Here is a 17,751-nt window from a genome sequence, read left to right as displayed (position 1 = left end):
GCCCCGACCGCGTCACGGTAAGTTTCGACCATGGCACGTGGACGTCACCGCAACGCGGCACTGCACCGGGTGTTGATCCCCACCGCCCTCGGCGGCTCCGCGCTGCTGTGCGCGGCGCTCGCCTGGCTGGTCGGCGGCCAGGGACCGCGCGTGCTCGCCACCCTGGCCGCGTTCGCCGGGGTGACGGCCGCCGCGCTGCTGCGCCGCTGGGACCTGGAGGCCGGGCGGCAGGTCGCCAGGGAGCGGGCCGCCAAGGCCGGCATGAGCTGGCAGGTCGACGAGCGGCAGGCCGAGCTCGAGGAGGCCCAGGAGCTGGTCGCCCAGCTGGAGGAGAAGATTCGCGGCAAGCGGGCCGACCTCGGCCGGCTCCGCTCGGAACACGCCGACCTGCTGCGCCGCTACGCCACCGCGGAGAGCGAGCGCGCCAAGGCGCTCGAAGGTCGCCGGCGGCTGGCCCTGGAGGCCTCGGAGCCGGCCAGGGAGCTCACCTCGGAGCCCACCGACCACCGCACCGCCACCGGCGCCCCCACCCGGCTCACCTACCTCCAGGCGTACGAGGCGCTCGGCCGGCTCTCCCGCTCCGCCGCGCGCCAGCGCGAGTCCCTGCCGGGGGCCGAGCCACGGCGCGAGCCAGGCGCCGTCCCGGCGCTCCCGGCCGCTGGCCGCGCGCCGGTGCCGGCACCGGCACCGGCACCGGCCGAAGCGCCCCCGACCGAGACGGGTCCCAGGCAGCGCGGCGGCTCACGGTTCGACTTCTTCGGTGCCCCGGCCTCACCGGCCCCGAGCCGGCGCAAGCCGCCCGCACCCCACGACGAGCCCGAAGACCACGCCCGCGACCGCTCCCCGGCCGGCGCACTCGACGAGGCACGAGAAAGCCGCTGACGCGGCTCGGTCCACGGGCCACGTCCGGCATGCCGGACGGCGCACGCCGGCCCATCGGTCCCCGCGCCGCGGTGAAAGGCTGCCCGCCAAGGCCCGGCCGGAGGCCGGAGAGGCCGGCGGCAGGCCGTTGACGGACACGTCGCCGCGCCGGCCGGCACCCGAGGGCTCGGCTCGGCGCGGTCAAAGCCCGCAGGCCCGACGCGTGGCCAAAGCCCGCCCGGCCAGGGCCTAGCGGGCCAGGATCAGGCTCATCGCCTCGGCACGGGTCGCCGCGTCCCGCAGCTGGCCCCGCACCGCCGAGGTGGTCGTCTTGGCCCCCGGCTTCCGCACCCCGCGCATCGTCATGCACATGTGCTCGCACTCCACGACCACGATCACCCCGCGCGGTTCCAGGATCCGCATCAGGGAGTCCGCGATCTGGGTGGTCAGCCGCTCCTGCACCTGCGGCCGCCGTGCGAACACGTCGACCAGCCTGGCCAGCTTGGAGAGCCCGGTGATCTTGCCGCTCGCCGACGGGATGTAGCCGATGTGCGCGTACCCCACGAACGGCACCAGGTGGTGCTCGCAGGACGACAGCACCTCGATGTCCTTGACCAGCACCATCTCGTCGTGGCCGAGGTCGAACGTGGTGGTCAGCACGTCCTCCGGACGCTGCCACAGACCCGCGAATATCTCCCGGTAGGCCCGCGCCACCCGCGCCGGGGTGTCGCGCAGCCCCTCCCGGTCCGGGTCCTCGCCGACCGCGATCAGCAGCTCGCGGACGGCGTTCTCGGCGCGCTTCTCGTCGAACTCGCCGACGGGCCCGGGCCCGGACGTCTGGTCAGACAGCGTCACCGGGTCGGTCATAGCGTTCCTCGTTCCTTGGTCACGGCGCGCACCGTCCCTGTACACACGGCCGCGCCCCTCACCATAGAACGTGAGGGGCGCGGACGGACATTCCGGTACCAGTCGGGGACGAGCCCCGGTTCAGTCCTCCGTGCGCTGGTCCTCCAGCGGCGGGGTGGCCTTCTCCAGGCTCCCGTTCGCCAGGTTGATCTCCTTGACCGGGAAGGAGACCGGCGGCCTGGTGGACGGCGTGCGGCGGGTGGAGCCGGTCCACGCCGGGCGGGCCGGGCGCTTCACGACGCCGGCGAAGATCTCCGCCAGCTCCTCCTTGTTGAGGGTCTCCCGCTCAAGCAGCGCGAGCACCAGGTTGTCCAGCACGTCCCGGTTCTCCACCAGGATCTCCCACGCCTCGTTGTGCGCGGTCTCGATGAGCTTCTTGACCTCCTCGTCGACCACCCCGGCGACCTCCTCCGAGTAGTCGCGCTGGTGGCCCATCTCCTTGCCCAGGAAGGGCTCGGAGCTGTCGGCGCCGAACTTGATGGCGCCGAGCTTCTCGGTCATGCCGTACTGGGTGACCATCGCCCGCGCCGTGGCGGTGGCCTTCTCGATGTCGTCCCCGGCGCCCGTGGTCGGGTCGTGGAAGACCAGCTCCTCGGCCGCCCGGCCGCCCATCATGTAGGCCAGCCGGTCCAGCATCTCGTTCCGCGTGGTGGAGTACTTGTCCTCCTCCGGCAGCACCATGGTGTAGCCCAGGGCGCGGCCGCGGGAGAGGATCGTCACCTTGTGCACCGGGTCGCTGTTGGGAGAGGCCGCCGCGACCAGGGCGTGTCCGCCCTCGTGGTACGCGGTGATCATCTTCTCCTTCTGGCTCATGATCCGGGTGCGCTTCTGCGGGCCCGCGACCACCCGGTCGATGGCCTCGTCGAGGAACTTGTTGTCGATCAGCTTCGCGTTGCCCCGGGCGGCGAGCAGCGCCGCCTCGTTGAGCACGTTGTTCAGATCGGCACCGGTGAAGCCGGGGGTGCGCCGGGCGACGGCCGCCAGGTCGACGTCGGGCGCGACCGGCTTGCCCTTCTGGTGCACCTTGAGGATCTCCAGGCGGCCCTGCATGTCGGGCCGGTCCACCGCGATCTGCCGGTCGAAGCGGCCGGGACGCAGCAGCGCCGGGTCGAGGATGTCGGGGCGGTTGGTGGCGGCGATCAGGATCACGCCGCCCTTGACGTCGAAGCCGTCCATCTCGACCAGCAGCTGGTTGAGCGTCTGCTCCCGCTCGTCGTGACCGCCGCCCATGCCGGCGCCACGGTGCCGGCCGACCGCGTCGATCTCGTCCACGAAGACGATGGCCGGCGCGTTGGCCTTGGCCTGCTCGAACAGGTCACGCACCCGGGAGGCGCCGACGCCGACGAACATCTCGACGAAGTCGGAACCGGAGATCGAGTAGAACGGGACCCCGGCCTCGCCGGCCACGGCGCGCGCGAGCAGCGTCTTACCGGTGCCGGGCGGGCCGTAGAGCAGCACGCCCTTGGGGATCTTCGCGCCGACGGCCTGGAACTTCGCGGGCTCCTGCAGGAACTCCTTGATCTCCTGGAGCTCCTCCACGGCCTCGTCCGAGCCGGCCACGTCGGCGAAGGTGGTCTTCGGGGTGTCCTTGGTGATCAGCTTGGCCTTCGACTTGCCGAAGTTCATCACCCGGGAGCCGCCACCCTGCATCTGGTTCATCAGGAACAGGAACACGATGATGATCAGCAGGAACGGCAGGATCGACAGCAGCATGCCCACGAAGGGGTTCTGCGACTTCGGGGAGACGGTGTACCCGTCGGGCAGCTGGTCGTCCTGGAACTTCGACTGCAGCATCGAGGCGAGGTCCTCGCCCTGCCCGTCGATGTAGCTGGCCTGGACCCGGTTGCTGCCCTCGATCTCCTGGCCGCTCTCGAGCTCGACCCGGATCATCTGCTCGTCGCCGGTGGTGAGCTCGGCGGACCTCACATGGTTCTGGCTGATCGCCTGCACGACCTCGCCGGTGTCCACCCTCTTGTAGCCCTCGGAAGAGCTGAACACCTGCATCAGCAGAATTACGGCGAGGACGGCCAGCACGATCCACATCACTGGCCCACGGAAATAGCGCTTCACGTCTATCCATACGGGGCGGCGCGGCCCCGTCCCTCCTGCCACATCTAGGCACAGCGCCCGGACGGGATCTGCTGTGCGCGCGGTGTCCTTGTCTTCATCCAACGGTAGGGGATGAACCGGTGTTCCCGGCCATCCCCTGCGTTTCCGGTCCCGCTGGGCCCGGCCCGCCGGTCCCGCTAGTCGCTGTAGACGTGCGGGGCCAGGGTGCCGACGAAGGGCAGATTGCGGTACTTCTCCGCGTAGTCGAGGCCGTATCCGACCACGAACTCGTTGGGAATGTCGAAACCGACCCACTCGACGTCGATGTCGACCTTGGCCGCGTCCGGCTTGCGCAGCAGCGTGCAGACCCGGAGGGAGGCCGGCTCACGGGAACCCAGGTTCGACAGGAGCCACGAAAGGGTGAGCCCCGAGTCGATGATGTCCTCGACGATGAGCACGTGCCGGCCCTTGATGTCGACGTCGAGGTCCTTGAGGATCCGCACCACGCCGGAGGACTGGGTGCCGGCGCCGTACGACGACACCGCCATCCAGTCCATGGTGACCGGCGACGACAGGGTGCGGGCGAGGTCGGCCATGACCATCACCGCGCCCTTCAGGACCCCCACCAGCAGCAGCTCCTTGCCGGCGTACGCCGCGTCGATCTTGGCGGCCAGCTCCTCGAGCTTGGCATCGATCTCTTCCTTGGTGATGAGCACCGACTCCAGGTCGGCCCCCAGGTCCGTCTCTCGCACCCGCGCCACTGCTCTCTTCCGGCTCGTCCGCTCTTCCGGGTCTGGCTCGCTGGCCGCGCAGGTCCGTGCTGACTCGCCCCTCGACGCGCCTACTGACTCGCCTGCTGGAGCACCAGTCTGCCACCCTGCCTTCTGGCCTCGACGCGGCCCGGCAGATTCAGCGGACGCTGGCCGTGCCAGGCGGTGATCAGCCGGTCCGTCTCCTCGATGTGGCGGGCGAACAGCGAGCCCGCCGGGGCGCCGGCCGCGATGGCGGCCCGACGCAGCACCCGGCGCCGCACGGCGGGCGGCAGGGCGCTGAGCTCCGCGACGTCCAGCGTGCCGTCGGGACGGGTGGCGGCACGCTGCGCGTCCTGCGCCCAGGCGTCGAGCGCGTCGGCGTCATCCCTGGAGAGCTGCGCGGTGCGGGCGAGGGCCTCGACCACGCCGCGGCCCAGGGCCTTCTCCAGCGCGGGCAGCGCCTCGTGGCGCACCCGGGAGCGGGTGTAGGAGGGGTCGGTGTTGTGCGGATCGTCCCAGACGGGCAGCGACTGGACCAGGCAGGCCTTGCGGGTGGTCTGCCGGTCGATGGCGAGGAACGGGCGACGGTAGCGGAGGGCGGCCTCGGGGACGCCGGAGAGGCTGCCGGAGACGGCCGCCATGCCGGAGAGCGAGCGGGTGCCCGAGCCGCGGGCGAGCCCGAGGAGCACCGTTTCCGCCTGGTCGTCGCGGGTGTGGCCGAGGAGCACGGCGACGGCGTGGTGGCGCTCGGCGGTGGCGTCGAGGGCGGCGTAGCGGGCGGTGCGGGCGGCGGCCTCGGGGCCGCCGGCGCGGCCCACGTCGACCGGGACGACGTCGACGGGGTCGAGGCCGAGTGAGGTCATCCGCTCGGCGACCTCGCGGGCGCGGAGGTCGGAGTCGGGCTGGAGACCGTGGTCGATGGTGACACCGCCGGCGCGGACGCCGGCGCGGGAGGCCTCGAAGGCCAGGGCGGAGGCGAGCGCCATGGAGTCCGCGCCGCCGGAGCAGGCCACCAGCACGAGGGGCCGGGGCAGGCGGGGGGACGAGGCGTCGGGGGCCGAGGGGGACGGGGCGCGGGCCGCGTCGAGGATGTCGTTGAGCACGCGGCGAACCGCCAGGCGTATCGCGGCGACCGAGGGGTGGGGACCCATGTCCGAATCACTTCTTTCTGCGGGGAGCTCGGGAAGCGTTGTCACGCTGGGTGCGTAAATGGTGACAGAGGAGGTCTGTTACCCGAGCATCGCACGCCCGGCATTGCCGCCACGGTCCCTCGTACGGGTGATTTATGCGCGTTTGGCGGCGATCAGGGCCACTGACCGGGCCCTACGCGGGACCGGGTCCGACCCGGGCGATCCACCGTTCGGGGCGGGAGATCTCGTCCTTGGTGGGCAGCGTGTTCGGCGAGGTCCACACGCGGTTGAAGCCGGCCATGCCCGCCTCGTCGACCACGGTGCGGACGAACCGCTCGCCGTCCCGGTACTGCCGCAGCTTGGCGTCCAGGCCGAGGAGCCGGCGCAGCGCCCGGTCGAGCCGGCCGGCGCCGGCCTGGCGGCGCCGGGTGAACTTCTCCCTGATCTCGGCGACGGACGGCACGACGGCGGGGCCCACGCCGTCCATCACGTAGTCCGCGTGCCCCTCCAGCAGGGACATCACGGCGGTGAGCCGCTCCAGGATCTCCCGCTGGCGCGGGGTCTGCACCAGGTCGACGATGCTCGGCCCGTCCCCGCGCTCCGCCTCGGTCTGCTCCTCGGACGCCCGGCCGCCCAGCGACTGCGCGGCCCGCCGCAGCCGCTCGACCAGGGTGGCCGGGTCCACGTCGGCCTCGGCCAGGAAGGACTGGATCTCGCTCTCCAGGTGGTCGCGGAGCCAGGGCACGGCGGTGAACTGGGTGCGGTGGGTCTCCTCGTGCAGGCAGACCCAGAGCCGGAAGTCGTGCGGGTGCACGTCGAGCTCGCGCTCCACGTGGACGATGTTGGGGGCGACGAGCAGCAGCCGGCCGCTGGTGGCGCCCGGCAGCTCGGGCCCGGCGGGCGCGAAGGTCTCGTACTGGCCGAGCACCCGGGAGGAGAGGAAGCCGAGCAGCATGCCGACCTCGACGCCGGTGACCTTGCTGCCCATCGCGGTGAGCGCGCCCCCGCCTGGCATGGCGGCCCGCCGCTCGCGCATCCGGGACATCAGCGGGGCGAGCACCTCCCGGAAGCCGGCCACGTTGGCCCGCACCCACCCGGGCCGGTCCACCACCAGCACCGGCGTGTCCACCCCGCCCGCGTCCAGCTCGGTGAACTCCCGCACGTGCCGCTCCGAGGCGACGGCGTGCCGGCGCAGCTCGGCGACGACGGAACGGGCCTCGTCCCGGCTCACCTCGGGGCCGGGACGCAGCACCCGGGTGGCGGTGGAGACCGCCAGCTTCCAGTCGACCAGGTCCGTACCGCCGAGTGAGGTCATGCCCTCAACGGTACGGCGCCCCCCACCCCACGGCTAGCGGCCCAGGGGCGGGGCGGCTAGCCGGCCAGGGCGGCCAGCGCCGTGGCCGCCTCGTCGAGCGCGGCCTCGGCCGCCCGCGCGTCCGTGGTCTCGGAGGCGAGGAAGGCGAAGGCGAGCACCCGTCCTTCGCCGGTGGCGACCGTGCCGGCCAGGCTGTTGACGCCGGTCAGGGTGCCGGTCTTGGCGCGCACCAGGCCGGCGCCCTCCGTACCGGTCTCGCCGTCCGCGTACCGCTCGGACAGGGTGCCGGAGAAGCCGGCCACCGGGAGGCCGGTGAGGGCGGCCCGCAGCTCCGGGCGCTCGGGGTCGGCGGCGACGGCGAGGGCCCGGGTGAGCAGGTCCGCGGTGACCCGGCCCTCGCGGTCGAGGCCGCTGGCGTCGACCAGCCGGGCGCCGTCCATGGGCAGCCCGAGCGCGTCGAGCCGGCCGTTGAACGCGGCGCTCGCGCCGCGGAAGTCGGCCGGCTGGTCGCTGGCGATCGCGGTGTGCCTGGCCAGCGCCTCGGCGAGGTCGTTGTCGCTGTTGACCAGCATCCGCTCGACCAGCGAGGAGGTCGGCGCGGAGCGGTGGACGGCCAGTTCCTCGGCGTCCTCCGGCGCGGTGCGCCTGGCCGGGTCGCGGCCCTCGGCGGCCTCGGCGCTGATGCCGCCGGCGTCCGCCAGGGCCGCGGCGAAGGCGGTGGCGGCGTCGGCCGCCGGGTTGTCGGCGCGCGGCGCGGGGCCCCTGGTGCTGTCGTCGAGGCGGCCCTCGTTCAGCTGGAGCGGGGTGATGACGGCGATGTTGTCGTTCACCCCGATCGGGTGACGCTGCTCGCGCGGGTAGAGCGAGACGTCGTAGGCGACCTCCTCGGCCGTGAGCCCCTGGTCGGCCAGGGCGCGGGCGGTGTCCATGGCGAGGTCGTCGAGGTCGTCCGCGGTGAGGGTGGGGTCGCCGCCGCCGACCAGGACGACGCTCTTCCGCTCCTCGTCCCAGCGGACGGTGGTGGCGAGACGGTGGTCGGGGCCGAGCGCGTCCAGGGCCGCCACGGCGGTGATGATCTTGATCGTTGAGGCGGGGGCGCGGCTGGTGCCCGCGCGCTCGGCGTACAGCGACTCGCCGGACGACAGGTCGATGACGGCCGCGGCGACGTCCTTGCCGAGCGCCGGGTCGCGCAGCAGCGGCCGCAGCACGCGCTCCACCACGGCGGCGGTGGGCTCCGCGCCCTCGCCGTCCAGCGGCACCAGGACCGGCTGCACCCCGGGCACGGTGCCGGCCACCCGCTCGCCGTCCCCGGTGTCCGCGTCCCGCCGGACGTCGGCGGCGGTCGCCTGGTCGCGCTCGGCGGTGCGCCGGCCGGAGTCCCAGGGGCCGGCGAGGGCGACGAGCACCGAGGCGATCGCCAGCCCGGCCGCGCCGGCGGCGGCGACGAGGCGCCAGATCGCCTGCTGTTCCCGGAGGTTGGCACGGACGAACCGCAGCACCACCTCGAGCTTCTCCGCCGTCCTCCGCACCACGGACCAGCCCCTTTCGCGAGCAGACACCGCCGTGAGGGACACTTAACCACCTGTCGCGTGCATAGATCGGTTAAGGAGACCCCCAGTGGAGTTCGACGTCACCATCGAGATTCCGAAGGGTTCGCGGAACAAGTACGAGGTGGATCACAAGACCGGACGCATCCGTCTGGACCGCCACCTCTTCACCTCGACGGTCTACCCGGCCGACTACGGCTTCGTGGAGGGGACGCTCGGCGAGGACGGCGACCCGCTGGACGCCTTGGTGCTGCTCGACGAGCCCACCTTCCCCGGCTGCCTGATCCAGTGTCGGGCGATCGGCATGTTCCGGATGCGGGACGAGGCGGGCGGCGACGACAAGCTGCTGTGCGTGCCGGCGTCCGACCCTCGGATGGAGCACCTGCGCGACATCCACCACGTGAGCGAGTTCGACCGGCTCGAGATCCAGCACTTCTTCGAGGTCTACAAGGACCTGGAGCCGGGCAAGTCGGTCGAGGGCGCCAACTGGGTGGGCAGGACCGAGGCGGAGGCCGAGATCGAGGCCTCGTTCAAGCGCGCGGTGGACGCCGGCGAGGGCCACCACTGACGCGTCGCTCCTGACGGCGCGCCGCACCCGTTGTGAGAGGCTGGGGGCAGAGCCACGACCGGCTCCTGGACGAGGTGCGCCGTACCCAGCCCCACGACAAGACGGCGCGGGGAGTCGTGTCCGTCATGGCGTGGATTCTTCTCGTGATCTCCGGTGTGCTCGAGGCCGTCTGGGCGACGGCGCTCGGCAAGTCCGAGGGGTTCAGCAAGCCGGTGCCGACCGTGGTCTTCGCGGTCGGCCTCGTGCTCTCGATGACCGGCCTCGCGCTGGCGCTGCGGACCCTGCCGGTGGGCACCGGGTACGCGGTGTGGGTCGGCATCGGCGCGGTGCTGACCGCCGGATACGGGATGGCCTTCGAGGGCGAGCCGGCGTCGCTGCTGAAGGTGGCGCTGCTCGCCGGCATCGTCGGCTGCGTGGTCGGCCTGAAGCTGGCGCACTGAGGGGGCTGCTTCAGAAGCCGCGGGTGCGCTTGGCGCCGCGGCGGCCGATCGGCGTGGTGAGCCCGGGGGTTCCGATGAACAACCGGGCCATCTCGCTGCCCAGGTTCACTCCGACGGCGATGGCGAGTGCCAGCGTGATCGCGGTGAGCAGGTTCTGGATGCCGGCGTCCACGTCGCCCTGGGCGAAGCCGAGCAGGCCGAGGTAGACCGCGCCACCGGGCAGCAGCGGGCCGATCGCCGCGGTCACGTAGGGCAGCGACGAGGTGAACCGGTAGCGGGACTCGAGCTGGCCGAAGAGGCCGACCATGCCCGCGCCGACGGCGGTGGCCGCGAACGGCGAGAGGCCGGCCGTGTCGTGCATCGCGCCGTAGACCAGCCAGGCGACGCCGCCGTTGACGGTGGCGGGGATGATCGTGTGGCGGGCCTGCTGGAGCAGCACGCAGAAGGTGAGCGAGAGCAGCAGCGCGGCGGCCAACTGGACGCCGGGGCGGGTGGCGCGCTGGACGACCTCGGGCTCCAGGCTCACCCCCGAGGTCTCGCCGACGTAGAGCACGGCGAGCACCCCGCAGACGATGCCGACACTGAGGTAGACCACCTCGAGCAGACGGGCCGATGCCGTCAGGTAGTAGCCCGTGAGGCCGTCCTGGACGCCGGCGACCAGCGCCCGGCCGGGGATCACCGCGAACAGGCCGCCGGTGACCATGGCCGCGGCCTGGATCTCACCGGAGCCCGAGGTGTGGCCGGCCGCCCAGGCGACGCCCACCAGCGCCGGCGCCATCGCGGCGGCGGCGAACTGGTAGAACTCCGGCAGCCCGCGGCTGGCCGCCAGCCAGGCCAGCCGGTCGCCGAGCATGGCGCCCAGGGCGGCGAGCAGGAAGACCTGCCAGTTGCCGCCGACCAGGGTGCTGGCGGCGCCGGCCAGCAGCCCGCTGGCGATGGTCAGCTGCCACTTGGTGAACGGGTGCCGGTTCCGCCGGATGGTGGCGAGCCGGCCGTAGGCCTCCTCGAGCGAGACCTCGCCCGAGGAGATGTCGTCCACCAGTTGGAAGACGGCGGCCAGCCGGGTGTAGTCGGTGCCGCGCCGCCGGACGATGCGGCTGAGCGAGACCGGCGCCTCGACCAGCGAGGGCTGGTGGGTGATGGAGATCAGGGTGAAGGTGACCGTGGCCTCGCAGCGGTCGAGCCCGTAGGCGTGGACCACCCCGAACATCGCGGCCTCGACGTCCTCCGCGCCCTCGCCGCCGGCCAGCAGCAGCTCCCCGATACGCAGCGTCAGGTCAAGCACCCGGGGGACGGCCGGTGGCGCCTCCTCCCCCTCCCTGGGCACGTACTCGGGGGCCGGCCGCTCGGCCAGCGGCAGTCGGACAATGCTGCGCATCCGGTCCTGCCAGTAGGTGCCGCGGCCGGCCTCGAGGCCGGGGACCCGGGGTATGCCCTGGGCCGGGGTGAACTCGCTGCGCTGCGGGGCGCGCGGCGGAACGGTGAGGCCCTCGGGGACCGCGAACTCGGAGCTCGGGTGGTCGCTCTCCGGCGGGGGCAGCTCGAGCCCCTCGGGAACGGCGAACCCGGAGCCTGTCTCCTGATCCGTCGCTTCCTCGCCACCCACGCCGATCCCGCTCCTCCCTCACGCCTGGTGGGGCCCTCCGGAAGGCCCTCGCCGCAGCATAAGGTCATTCCGGTGGATTCGCCCGACCGGAGTGCCGCTCCGCGTTCGCCAGGATCGCGGCCCGCAGATAGGCGGCGAGACCGGGCCTGACGGCGTCGATGGTGCGGGTGAAGCGCTCGTCCGCGACATACATCTCGCCGAGGCGGGTGTGCATGTCGTGGCCGCACTCGTAGAAGTTCCGCGTGATCCCCAGCCGGTGCTCCTCGGCCGCCGCCATGGCCTCGGCCGAGTCGGGCGCCGCGCCCGACTCCAGCAGGGCGACGAGGCGGGCGTTCAGCTCGTCTCCCTCGGCCTTGATCCGCTCCCAGTCCTCCTTCCGGTAGCCGGCGGCCCTGCGCCGCGACACCCGGTACGCCTCGGTGTCGCTCCAGCGCTGCTCGGCCTCTGCCGCGTGCTCCGCGGGATCGAAGTCGCCGAAGACCTCGAACCGCTCCTCGGGGGTGAGGTTGATGCCCATCTTCCGTGCCTCCATGGCTTGTTCGACGGCCGTGGCCATGGCGCGCAGCCGCTCGATCCGCTCGGTGAGCAGCGCGTGCTGGCGGCGCAGGTGCTCCTGCGGGTCGGCGGCCGGGTCGTCGAGCAGGGCGGCGATCTCCTCCAGCGGGAAGCCGAGCTCCCGGTAGAAGAGGATCCACTGCAGCCGGTCCAGATCGGCGTCCCCGTAGCGGCGGTGGCCGGCACGGGTGCGCTCGCCGGGCACCAGCAGCCCGATCTCGTCGTAGTGGTGCAACAGTCGCACCGTGACCCGAGCGAACCCGGCGACCTGCCCCACCGAATAGCTCACGTCCGTCTCCTTTCCCGTCCCGAGCCACGGTCCGCCATCACGTGGCGTGAGGTGCAAGCCCGGGCATCACCGCTACGCGTCCCGGCCGCGCAGCACCGCGTAACCCGCCGCCAGCGCCGCCGCCGACCAGCCCAGCAGCACGGCGACCGCGACGCCGGGCCCGTAGGGCTCGTGGTCCTGGGTGATCAGCACCAGGCCCGCGGTCGACGGCAGGTGATCGGCGACGGCGGCCAACCACCCGGCGCCGATGGCCCGCAGCAGCTGGGGCACCGCCAACTGCAGCAGCACCAGGCCGGTGATCGCGCCCGCCGCGCTGCGCAGCATGGTGCCGGTGCCTATGGCCATCAGGGCCAGCGCGGACAGATAGCCGCCGGTGCCCGCCGCGGCCGCCACGGCGTCGGCGGCGGTGAACTCACCGTACTCGCGCATCACCGGGGCGGCGCAGGCCGTGCCCAGGGCGCTGAGCAGCACGCCGAGCACCGCCGCCACCGCGGCGACCACGGCCGCCTTGCCGAGCAGCAGGCGCCAGCGGACCGGGACGCTCTGCAGCGAGGTGCGGATGGATCCGCTGGCGTACTCGCCGGTGACGGCCAGGGTGGCCGGCACGAGGACGGCGAGCTGGGCGACCATCAGCGCGTCGGCGACCGCGTGCGGCGCGGGCCGAGCGGTTTCGAACCCGTTCTCCGCGCTGGCGAAGGCCGACATGCCGACCACGACCGACGCGGCGGCGGTGAGCAGCCCGGCGGCCACCAGGCTCCACCAGGTGGAGCGCACGCTCACCAGCTTGGTCCACTCGAAGGCGATCGCTCCCCTCATGCCGGCTCACGCTCCCCGTACTCGACGCTGCTCTCGGTCAGCTCCATGTATGCCTCCTCCAACGAGGCCCGGCGCTGGCTGAGCTCGTGCACGGGCACCCGGTGCCGGAAGGCGAGCTCGCCGATCCCGGCCAGGTCGCCGCCGAGAACCAGCGCCTCGTCGCGGCCCCCACCGTCCGCCGCGCGCACGGTCAGCCCCGCCGCGGCCAGGTGCGGGAGCAGCTCGCCGAGGCGTGGGCTGCGGATCCGGACCGCGTTCGTGGAGCTGCGCTCGATGATGCTGGCCACGGGTGCGTCCGCTATGAGGCGGCCGCGCCCGATCACCACCACGTGGTCGGCCGTCTCCTGCATCTCGCTCATCAGGTGGCTGGAGAGGAAGACGGTGCGCCCCTCGGCTGCGAGGGAGCGGATCAACTCCCGCAGCCAGCGCACCCCGTCCGGGTCGAGGCCGTTGACCGGCTCGTCGAGCAGCAGCACCGGGGGGTCCCCGAGGAGGGCGGCGGCGATGCCGAGCCGCTGACGCATGCCGAGCGAGAAGGAGCCGACGCGGCGGCCGGCCACCGCCGCCAGCCCGACGGTGTCGAGCACCGCGGTGACCCTGGCCGCCGGGATGCCGTTGCTCCGGGCCATGCCGGTCAGGTGGGCGCGGGCCGAGCGGCCCGGGTGCGCGGAGCGTGGGTCGAGCAGGGCACCGGCCTCGCGCAGCGGGTGGCGCAGCTCCGCGTACGGCCGGCCGTTGACCAGGGCCCGGCCCGCGGTGGGCGCGTCCAGGCCCATGACCATCCGCATCGTGGTGGACTTCCCGGCGCCGTTGGGCCCGAGGAAGCCGGTGACGCGGCCCGGCTCGATCTCCAGCGAGAGGGCTTCGACCGCCGTTCTCGCTCCGTACTTCTTGGTGAGGTCACGCATGCTGATCATGTCGCCGAGGCTAGGAACGGGGCGCCGGGCGGCGCTGCCGTCGTTCGTCAGGAAACGACCTGACTTTCGTCAGTAACGCAGAGCGACGGCCTCTTGTTAGCGTGCCCGCCATGAAGGCCTGGTTTGTTCTGATCCTCCTCGCGCCGCTGGCGCTCGACACGGAGGGAGCCCGCCCGCTCCCGACGGTCGCGGCGGCGGTGACGATAGTGCTGGGCGGCGTGGTCAGCCGCCGGGCGCCGACGCTGGGGCTGACGGCCGCCGGGGTGCTGGGGATCTTCGTCGTGGTGGACGGGGTGAGCCCCGGGGCGCCACTGAGCGCCGCCGTCCTGCTCAGCCTCCTGGCCGGGCGGTACATGCGGCACCTGTTGCGCGCCCAGTTCGCCTTCGCCGCCGCGGCCAGCGCCGGCATGGCGCACGCCGGGGCCAACGGCGACCTCAGCGGCTGGATCGTCATCCTGCTCACCCAGTTCGGCACGGCCGTGCTGCCGTGGTGGGCCGGCACCTGGTGGCGGCAGCGCGCCGAGTTGATGCGGGCGGGCTGGGAGCGTGCCGAGCAGGCGGCGGAGCAGGCCAGGTCGCGCGAGCGGGCCAGGATCGCGCAGGACATGCACGACTCGCTGGGGCACGAGCTGAGCCTGATGGCCCTGACGGCCGGCGGTCTCGAGCTGTCGCCGGGGCTGAGCGAGGAGCAGCGCGCGATGGCGACGCGACTGCGCGAGGGCTCGGTGGCGGCCACCGAGCGCCTGCACGAGGTGATCGGCCTGCTGGGGCAGGGTGAGGAGCCGACCGGGGACGAGATCCCGGATCTGGTGGAGCGGGCGCGGCGCTCGGGGGTGTCGGTCGAGCTGCGCGAGGATGGCCGGCCCGAGGAGTGGGGCGCGCCCGTCCTGCGGCACGCGGCCCGGCGAGTGGTGCAGGAGGCGCTGACCAACGCGGTCAAGCACGCCCCGGGGTCGCGCATATCGGTCCGGGTGGCCCACTCGGCGGCCGAGTCGGTCGTCGCGGTGACCGACACGGGTTCCCCGGGCGACACTGAGCCCGCTTCCCCACCGGTCGGCAGTCGCACGGGTCTGATCAGCCTCGACGAGCGGGTCCGGCTGGCCGGGGGCACATTGCGGGCTGGGCCGCTGGGATCGGGTTTCGAGGTCGTCGCACGGCTGCCGCGCACTCCGCCCGACAGCGCCACGGTGCCGCCGGAGCGGGCGTCCAGCCCGGCCGAGTTGGTGGCGGCTCAGCGTCGGGCGCGGCGGGATCTGCTGCGGACCTCGGCCCTGCCGATAGGGCTCGGCTTCGCCCTGATGGTGGCGTTGTTCACCGTCTACACGGTCACGGTGATGCGGACCTCCCTGGGCCCGGACGAGTTCGACCGGCTGCGGCTCGGGCAGGAGCGGGTGGAGTTCGCGTCCGTGCTGCCGCACTCGATCAGCGCGCCGCCGCCGGTGCTGGCCGAGCCGCCGATACCGGCCGGGGCCACCTGCGAGTACTACCGGGCCGGGCACAACCTGGTGGACTTCTCGGAGACGATGTTCCGGCTGTGCTTCGAGGACGGGGTGCTGGTGGCCAAGGACACGTTGCGAAGGGGCGACTGATGGGGGGAGCGAGATGGTTCGGGTCCTGATCGCCGACGACGAGGCGATGATCCGCGCCGGGATCCGGGCGATCCTGGCCACCGATCCGGCGGTGGAGGTGGTGGCGGAGGCCGCCGACGGGCGGGAGGCGGTGGAGCTGGCCCGCCGGCACCGGCCCGACGTGGCGTTGCTGGACATCAGGATGCCCGGCTCGGACGGGCTGACCGCGCTGGGGCAGCTGCGGCAGTTGTTGCCGGACACCGGAGTGGTCATGCTCACCACGTTCGGCCAGGACGAGTACATCAGCCGGGCGTTGGACCTCGGGGCGGCCGGCTTCCTGTTGAAGGCCTCGGACCCACGGGAGTTGATCGCCGGGGTGCACGCGGTGGCGGAAGGCGGGGCGTCTCTCTCGCCGCGGGTCGCCCGCCGGGTGATCGGCGAGTTGCGGCAGGGGACGAGCGCGCGGGACCGCGCGCGGGAGTTGGTGGCCACGTTGAGTGAGCGGGAGCGGGAGGTGCTGGCGCTGATCGGAGCCGGCCTGTCCAACGCGGAGATCGGCCGGCGGCTGCATCTCGTCGAGGGGACGATCAAGGCCTATGTCAGCACGGTGCTGACCCGGCTCGGGGTGCGCAACCGGGTGCGGGCGGCGATCGTCGCGTACGAGGCCGGTCTGGTCGCGGACGCCTCGGCCCCCGGCGAGGCCGGGGGCCGGGCGGGCGGTTGAGACGGATAGACCTAGTCGTTCAGCCGGGAGAAGCGCCGCATGGCCAGTGGGGCGCAGAGAGCGAGGAGGACCAGGGGCCAGACGACGGCCAGGAGGACGGGGTGGGTGGCGGCCCAACTGTCGCCGGTCCAACCACGGTTGCCGAAGAGTTCGCGGGCGGCTCCGGCCGTGGCGGACATCGGGTTCCACTCGGCGATCGCCCCCATCCACCGGGGCATGGTGTCCGGTGAGGTGAAGGCGTTGGACAGGAAGCCGACCGGCCAGACGAGGATCTGCACGGTCTGCACCATCTCCGGCCGGCCGGCGACCAGACCCAGGTAGATGCCGACCCAGAGCATGGCGAAGCGCAGCAGCAGGAGGAGGCCGACGGCAGCCAGGGCCTCGGCGAGGCCGCCGTGCCAGCGCCAGCCGATGGCGAGGCCGGCGCAGATCATCACCAGCAGGCCGGCCGCCGACTCGAGCATGTCGAGCAGGCTACGGCCGACCAACACGGAGGAGGGAGCGATGGGCATGGACCGGAAGCGGTCCAGGACGCCGCGGTTGATGTCCTGAGTGAGCGCGACCATGGTCGATTCCAGGCCGAAGGCCATGGTGAGCGCCAGCATTCCGGGCACCAGGAACTCGGTGTAGTCGCCGCCGCCCGGGACGGCCATGCCGCCGCCGAGGAAGTAGGCGAACATCACCAGCATCATCACCGGGAAGAGCAGCCCGGTGGCGACGGTGCCGGGGCGGCGGGCCCAGTGGGCCAGGCCGCGGCGGGTCATGGTGACCGAGTCGGTGACGGCCCGGGTCAGCCGGCCCATGGGCGGTGCGATGGGGGAAGCCGTGGTGGTCATGCGGGCGCCTCCGTGCGGTCATGGGTGCGGTCGGCCGGGTTTCCGGACGAGGCGTCGGACGAGTCGCCGGACGAGTCGCCGGTCAGGTGGAGGAAGACCTCGTCCAGCGTCGGGCGGCGCAGGGCGATGTCCTCCGCGTCGATGCCGGCGGCGCCGAGGGCACGCACCGTCTCGGCGAGGGCGGCCATCCGGTCGGTGACGGGCGCGCTGACCAGTCGCCGGTCCGGGTCGGTGTGGGTCCCGGCGGCGCGGGCGGCCATGCCGACCACGGCCGCGGCCTCGGTGAGCCGGTCCTGGTTCCGCACCACGACGTCGATGCGGTCGGCGCCGATCAGCGCCTTGAGTTCGTCCGCGGTGCCCTCGGCGATTCGGCGACCGCGGTCGATCACCGAGATGCGGTCGGCGAGTTGGTCGGCCTCCTCCAGGTACTGGGTGGTGAGCAGCACGGTGGTGCCGCCTCCGGCGAGGGACCGGACGGCCTGCCACACCTCGGTGCGGCCGCGTGGGTCGAGGCCGGTGGTCGGCTCGTCGAGGAAGAGCACCTCGGGCCTGGTGATCAGGCTGGCGGCCAGGTCGAGCCGGCGGCGCATGCCGCCGCTGTACTGGCCGACGGCCCGCCCGCCGGTGTCCGCCAGGTCGAAGCGCTCCAGCAGCTCGGTGGCGCGCCGGGCGGCGCCGCGGCCGCCCAGGTGGTAGAGCCGGCCGAACAGCTCCAGGTTCTGCCGTCCGCTCAACTCCTCGTCGAGCGCTGCGTGTTGGCCGAGGAGTCCGATGCGGTAGCGGACCTCGTCGGGGTGGGGGGGCCCCGCGGGGGCCGCCCCCCCCCCGGTGGGCGGCTTCGGGGGCGGCAACCCCGCCCCCCCCACCCGCCA

General features: G+C 73.1%; 17 protein-coding genes and 1 riboswitch. Of the genes, 5 read left to right on the top strand and 12 right to left on the bottom strand.

The genetic code is table 11. From position 1 onward, the window contains the following. Window positions 1-30 precede the first annotated feature (30 nt). Window positions 31-882 carry a hypothetical protein gene (locus ACFWI8_RS08850; RefSeq protein ID WP_387087441.1) on the top strand — a complete coding sequence of 284 codons (852 nt, stop codon included), beginning with the start codon at window positions 31-33 and terminating at the stop codon, window positions 880-882. Window positions 883-1,110: 228 nt separating this feature from the next. Here ACFWI8_RS08850 and folE read toward each other — a convergent pair whose 3' ends face one another. From folE to dacB, 6 genes are all read right to left on the bottom strand, one after another. Further along, the gene (gene folE, locus ACFWI8_RS08845; RefSeq protein ID WP_311603962.1) at window positions 1,111-1,728 is read right to left on the bottom strand and encodes a GTP cyclohydrolase I FolE; all 618 of its coding nucleotides are present in this window, start codon (window positions 1,726-1,728) and stop codon (window positions 1,111-1,113) included. A gap of 120 nt (window positions 1,729-1,848) precedes the next feature. Then, on the bottom strand, window positions 1,849-3,843 hold the full coding sequence (ftsH, locus tag ACFWI8_RS08840; protein WP_387087563.1) for an ATP-dependent zinc metalloprotease FtsH: 1,995 nt from the start codon (window positions 3,841-3,843) through the stop codon (window positions 1,849-1,851). A gap of 170 nt (window positions 3,844-4,013) precedes the next feature. Next, window positions 4,014-4,568: a hypoxanthine phosphoribosyltransferase gene (hpt, locus tag ACFWI8_RS08835; RefSeq protein WP_387087439.1), complete on the bottom strand. Its 555-nt coding sequence runs from the start codon at window positions 4,566-4,568 to the stop codon at window positions 4,014-4,016. 89 nt (window positions 4,569-4,657) lie between these two features. Then, on the bottom strand, window positions 4,658-5,719 hold the full coding sequence (gene tilS, locus ACFWI8_RS08830) for a tRNA lysidine(34) synthetase TilS (protein ID WP_311603959.1): 1,062 nt from the start codon (window positions 5,717-5,719) through the stop codon (window positions 4,658-4,660). 172 nt (window positions 5,720-5,891) lie between these two features. Beyond that, window positions 5,892-7,013 (bottom strand): zinc-dependent metalloprotease, encoded by a 1,122-nt coding sequence (locus tag ACFWI8_RS08825; RefSeq protein ID WP_387087436.1) that lies wholly within the window; start codon window positions 7,011-7,013, stop codon window positions 5,892-5,894. Between the two features lie 56 nt (window positions 7,014-7,069). Then, on the bottom strand, window positions 7,070-8,545 hold the full coding sequence (dacB, locus tag ACFWI8_RS08820; RefSeq protein ID WP_387087434.1) for a D-alanyl-D-alanine carboxypeptidase/D-alanyl-D-alanine-endopeptidase: 1,476 nt from the start codon (window positions 8,543-8,545) through the stop codon (window positions 7,070-7,072). A gap of 85 nt (window positions 8,546-8,630) precedes the next feature. Here dacB and ACFWI8_RS08815 point away from each other — a divergent pair, with 85 nt between their 5' ends. Both ACFWI8_RS08815 and ACFWI8_RS08810 read left to right on the top strand, forming a co-directional pair. Further along, window positions 8,631-9,128 (top strand): inorganic diphosphatase, encoded by a 498-nt coding sequence (locus ACFWI8_RS08815; RefSeq protein ID WP_311603955.1) that lies wholly within the window; start codon window positions 8,631-8,633, stop codon window positions 9,126-9,128. Between the two features lie 46 nt (window positions 9,129-9,174). Continuing rightward, a riboswitch (guanidine-III (ykkC-III) riboswitch) is annotated at window positions 9,175-9,239 on the top strand. 14 nt (window positions 9,240-9,253) lie between these two features. Next, on the top strand, window positions 9,254-9,568 hold the full coding sequence (locus ACFWI8_RS08810; protein WP_387087432.1) for a DMT family transporter: 315 nt from the start codon (window positions 9,254-9,256) through the stop codon (window positions 9,566-9,568). 10 nt (window positions 9,569-9,578) lie between these two features. Here ACFWI8_RS08810 and ACFWI8_RS08805 read toward each other — a convergent pair whose 3' ends face one another. From ACFWI8_RS08805 to ACFWI8_RS08790, 4 genes are all read right to left on the bottom strand, one after another. Next, window positions 9,579-11,174 carry a threonine/serine exporter ThrE family protein gene (locus ACFWI8_RS08805; protein WP_387087430.1) on the bottom strand — a complete coding sequence of 532 codons (1,596 nt, stop codon included), beginning with the start codon at window positions 11,172-11,174 and terminating at the stop codon, window positions 9,579-9,581. A gap of 64 nt (window positions 11,175-11,238) precedes the next feature. Next, on the bottom strand, window positions 11,239-12,018 hold the full coding sequence (locus ACFWI8_RS08800; protein WP_387087428.1) for a MerR family transcriptional regulator: 780 nt from the start codon (window positions 12,016-12,018) through the stop codon (window positions 11,239-11,241). Between the two features lie 72 nt (window positions 12,019-12,090). Next, on the bottom strand, window positions 12,091-12,834 hold the full coding sequence (locus tag ACFWI8_RS08795) for an ABC transporter (protein WP_387087426.1): 744 nt from the start codon (window positions 12,832-12,834) through the stop codon (window positions 12,091-12,093). Continuing rightward, window positions 12,831-13,751 (bottom strand): ABC transporter ATP-binding protein, encoded by a 921-nt coding sequence (locus ACFWI8_RS08790; RefSeq protein WP_387087424.1) that lies wholly within the window; start codon window positions 13,749-13,751, stop codon window positions 12,831-12,833. Before ACFWI8_RS08790 ends, ACFWI8_RS08795 begins: the two co-directional genes overlap by 4 nt. Before the next feature lie 110 nt (window positions 13,752-13,861). Between ACFWI8_RS08790 and ACFWI8_RS08785 the strand changes: the two genes are divergently transcribed. Both ACFWI8_RS08785 and ACFWI8_RS08780 read left to right on the top strand, forming a co-directional pair. Then, window positions 13,862-15,340 (top strand): sensor histidine kinase, encoded by a 1,479-nt coding sequence (locus ACFWI8_RS08785; protein ID WP_387087422.1) that lies wholly within the window; start codon window positions 13,862-13,864, stop codon window positions 15,338-15,340. A gap of 13 nt (window positions 15,341-15,353) precedes the next feature. Further along, window positions 15,354-16,043: a response regulator gene (locus tag ACFWI8_RS08780; protein WP_387087420.1), complete on the top strand. Its 690-nt coding sequence runs from the start codon at window positions 15,354-15,356 to the stop codon at window positions 16,041-16,043. Between the two features lie 11 nt (window positions 16,044-16,054). Here the strand turns inward: ACFWI8_RS08780 and ACFWI8_RS08775 are convergent, their stop codons facing one another. After that, window positions 16,055-16,879, bottom strand: coding sequence for an ABC transporter permease (locus ACFWI8_RS08775; RefSeq protein WP_387087418.1), 825 nt, complete (start codon window positions 16,877-16,879; stop codon window positions 16,055-16,057). Continuing rightward, window positions 16,876-17,751: ATP-binding cassette domain-containing protein (locus ACFWI8_RS08770; protein ID WP_387087416.1), on the bottom strand; the 876-nt coding region annotated here is incomplete at its 5' end. The genes ACFWI8_RS08770 and ACFWI8_RS08775, both read right to left, overlap by 4 nt.

Source organism: Streptomyces sp. NPDC127098, from assembly GCF_042722465.1.
In the GTDB taxonomy this organism is placed as follows: Bacteria; Actinomycetota; Actinomycetes; order Streptomycetales; family Streptomycetaceae; genus Streptomyces; species Streptomyces millisiae.
The sequence above is the reverse complement of the archived record's forward strand: the minus strand, read 5'-3'. Positions and strand labels throughout refer to the sequence as shown.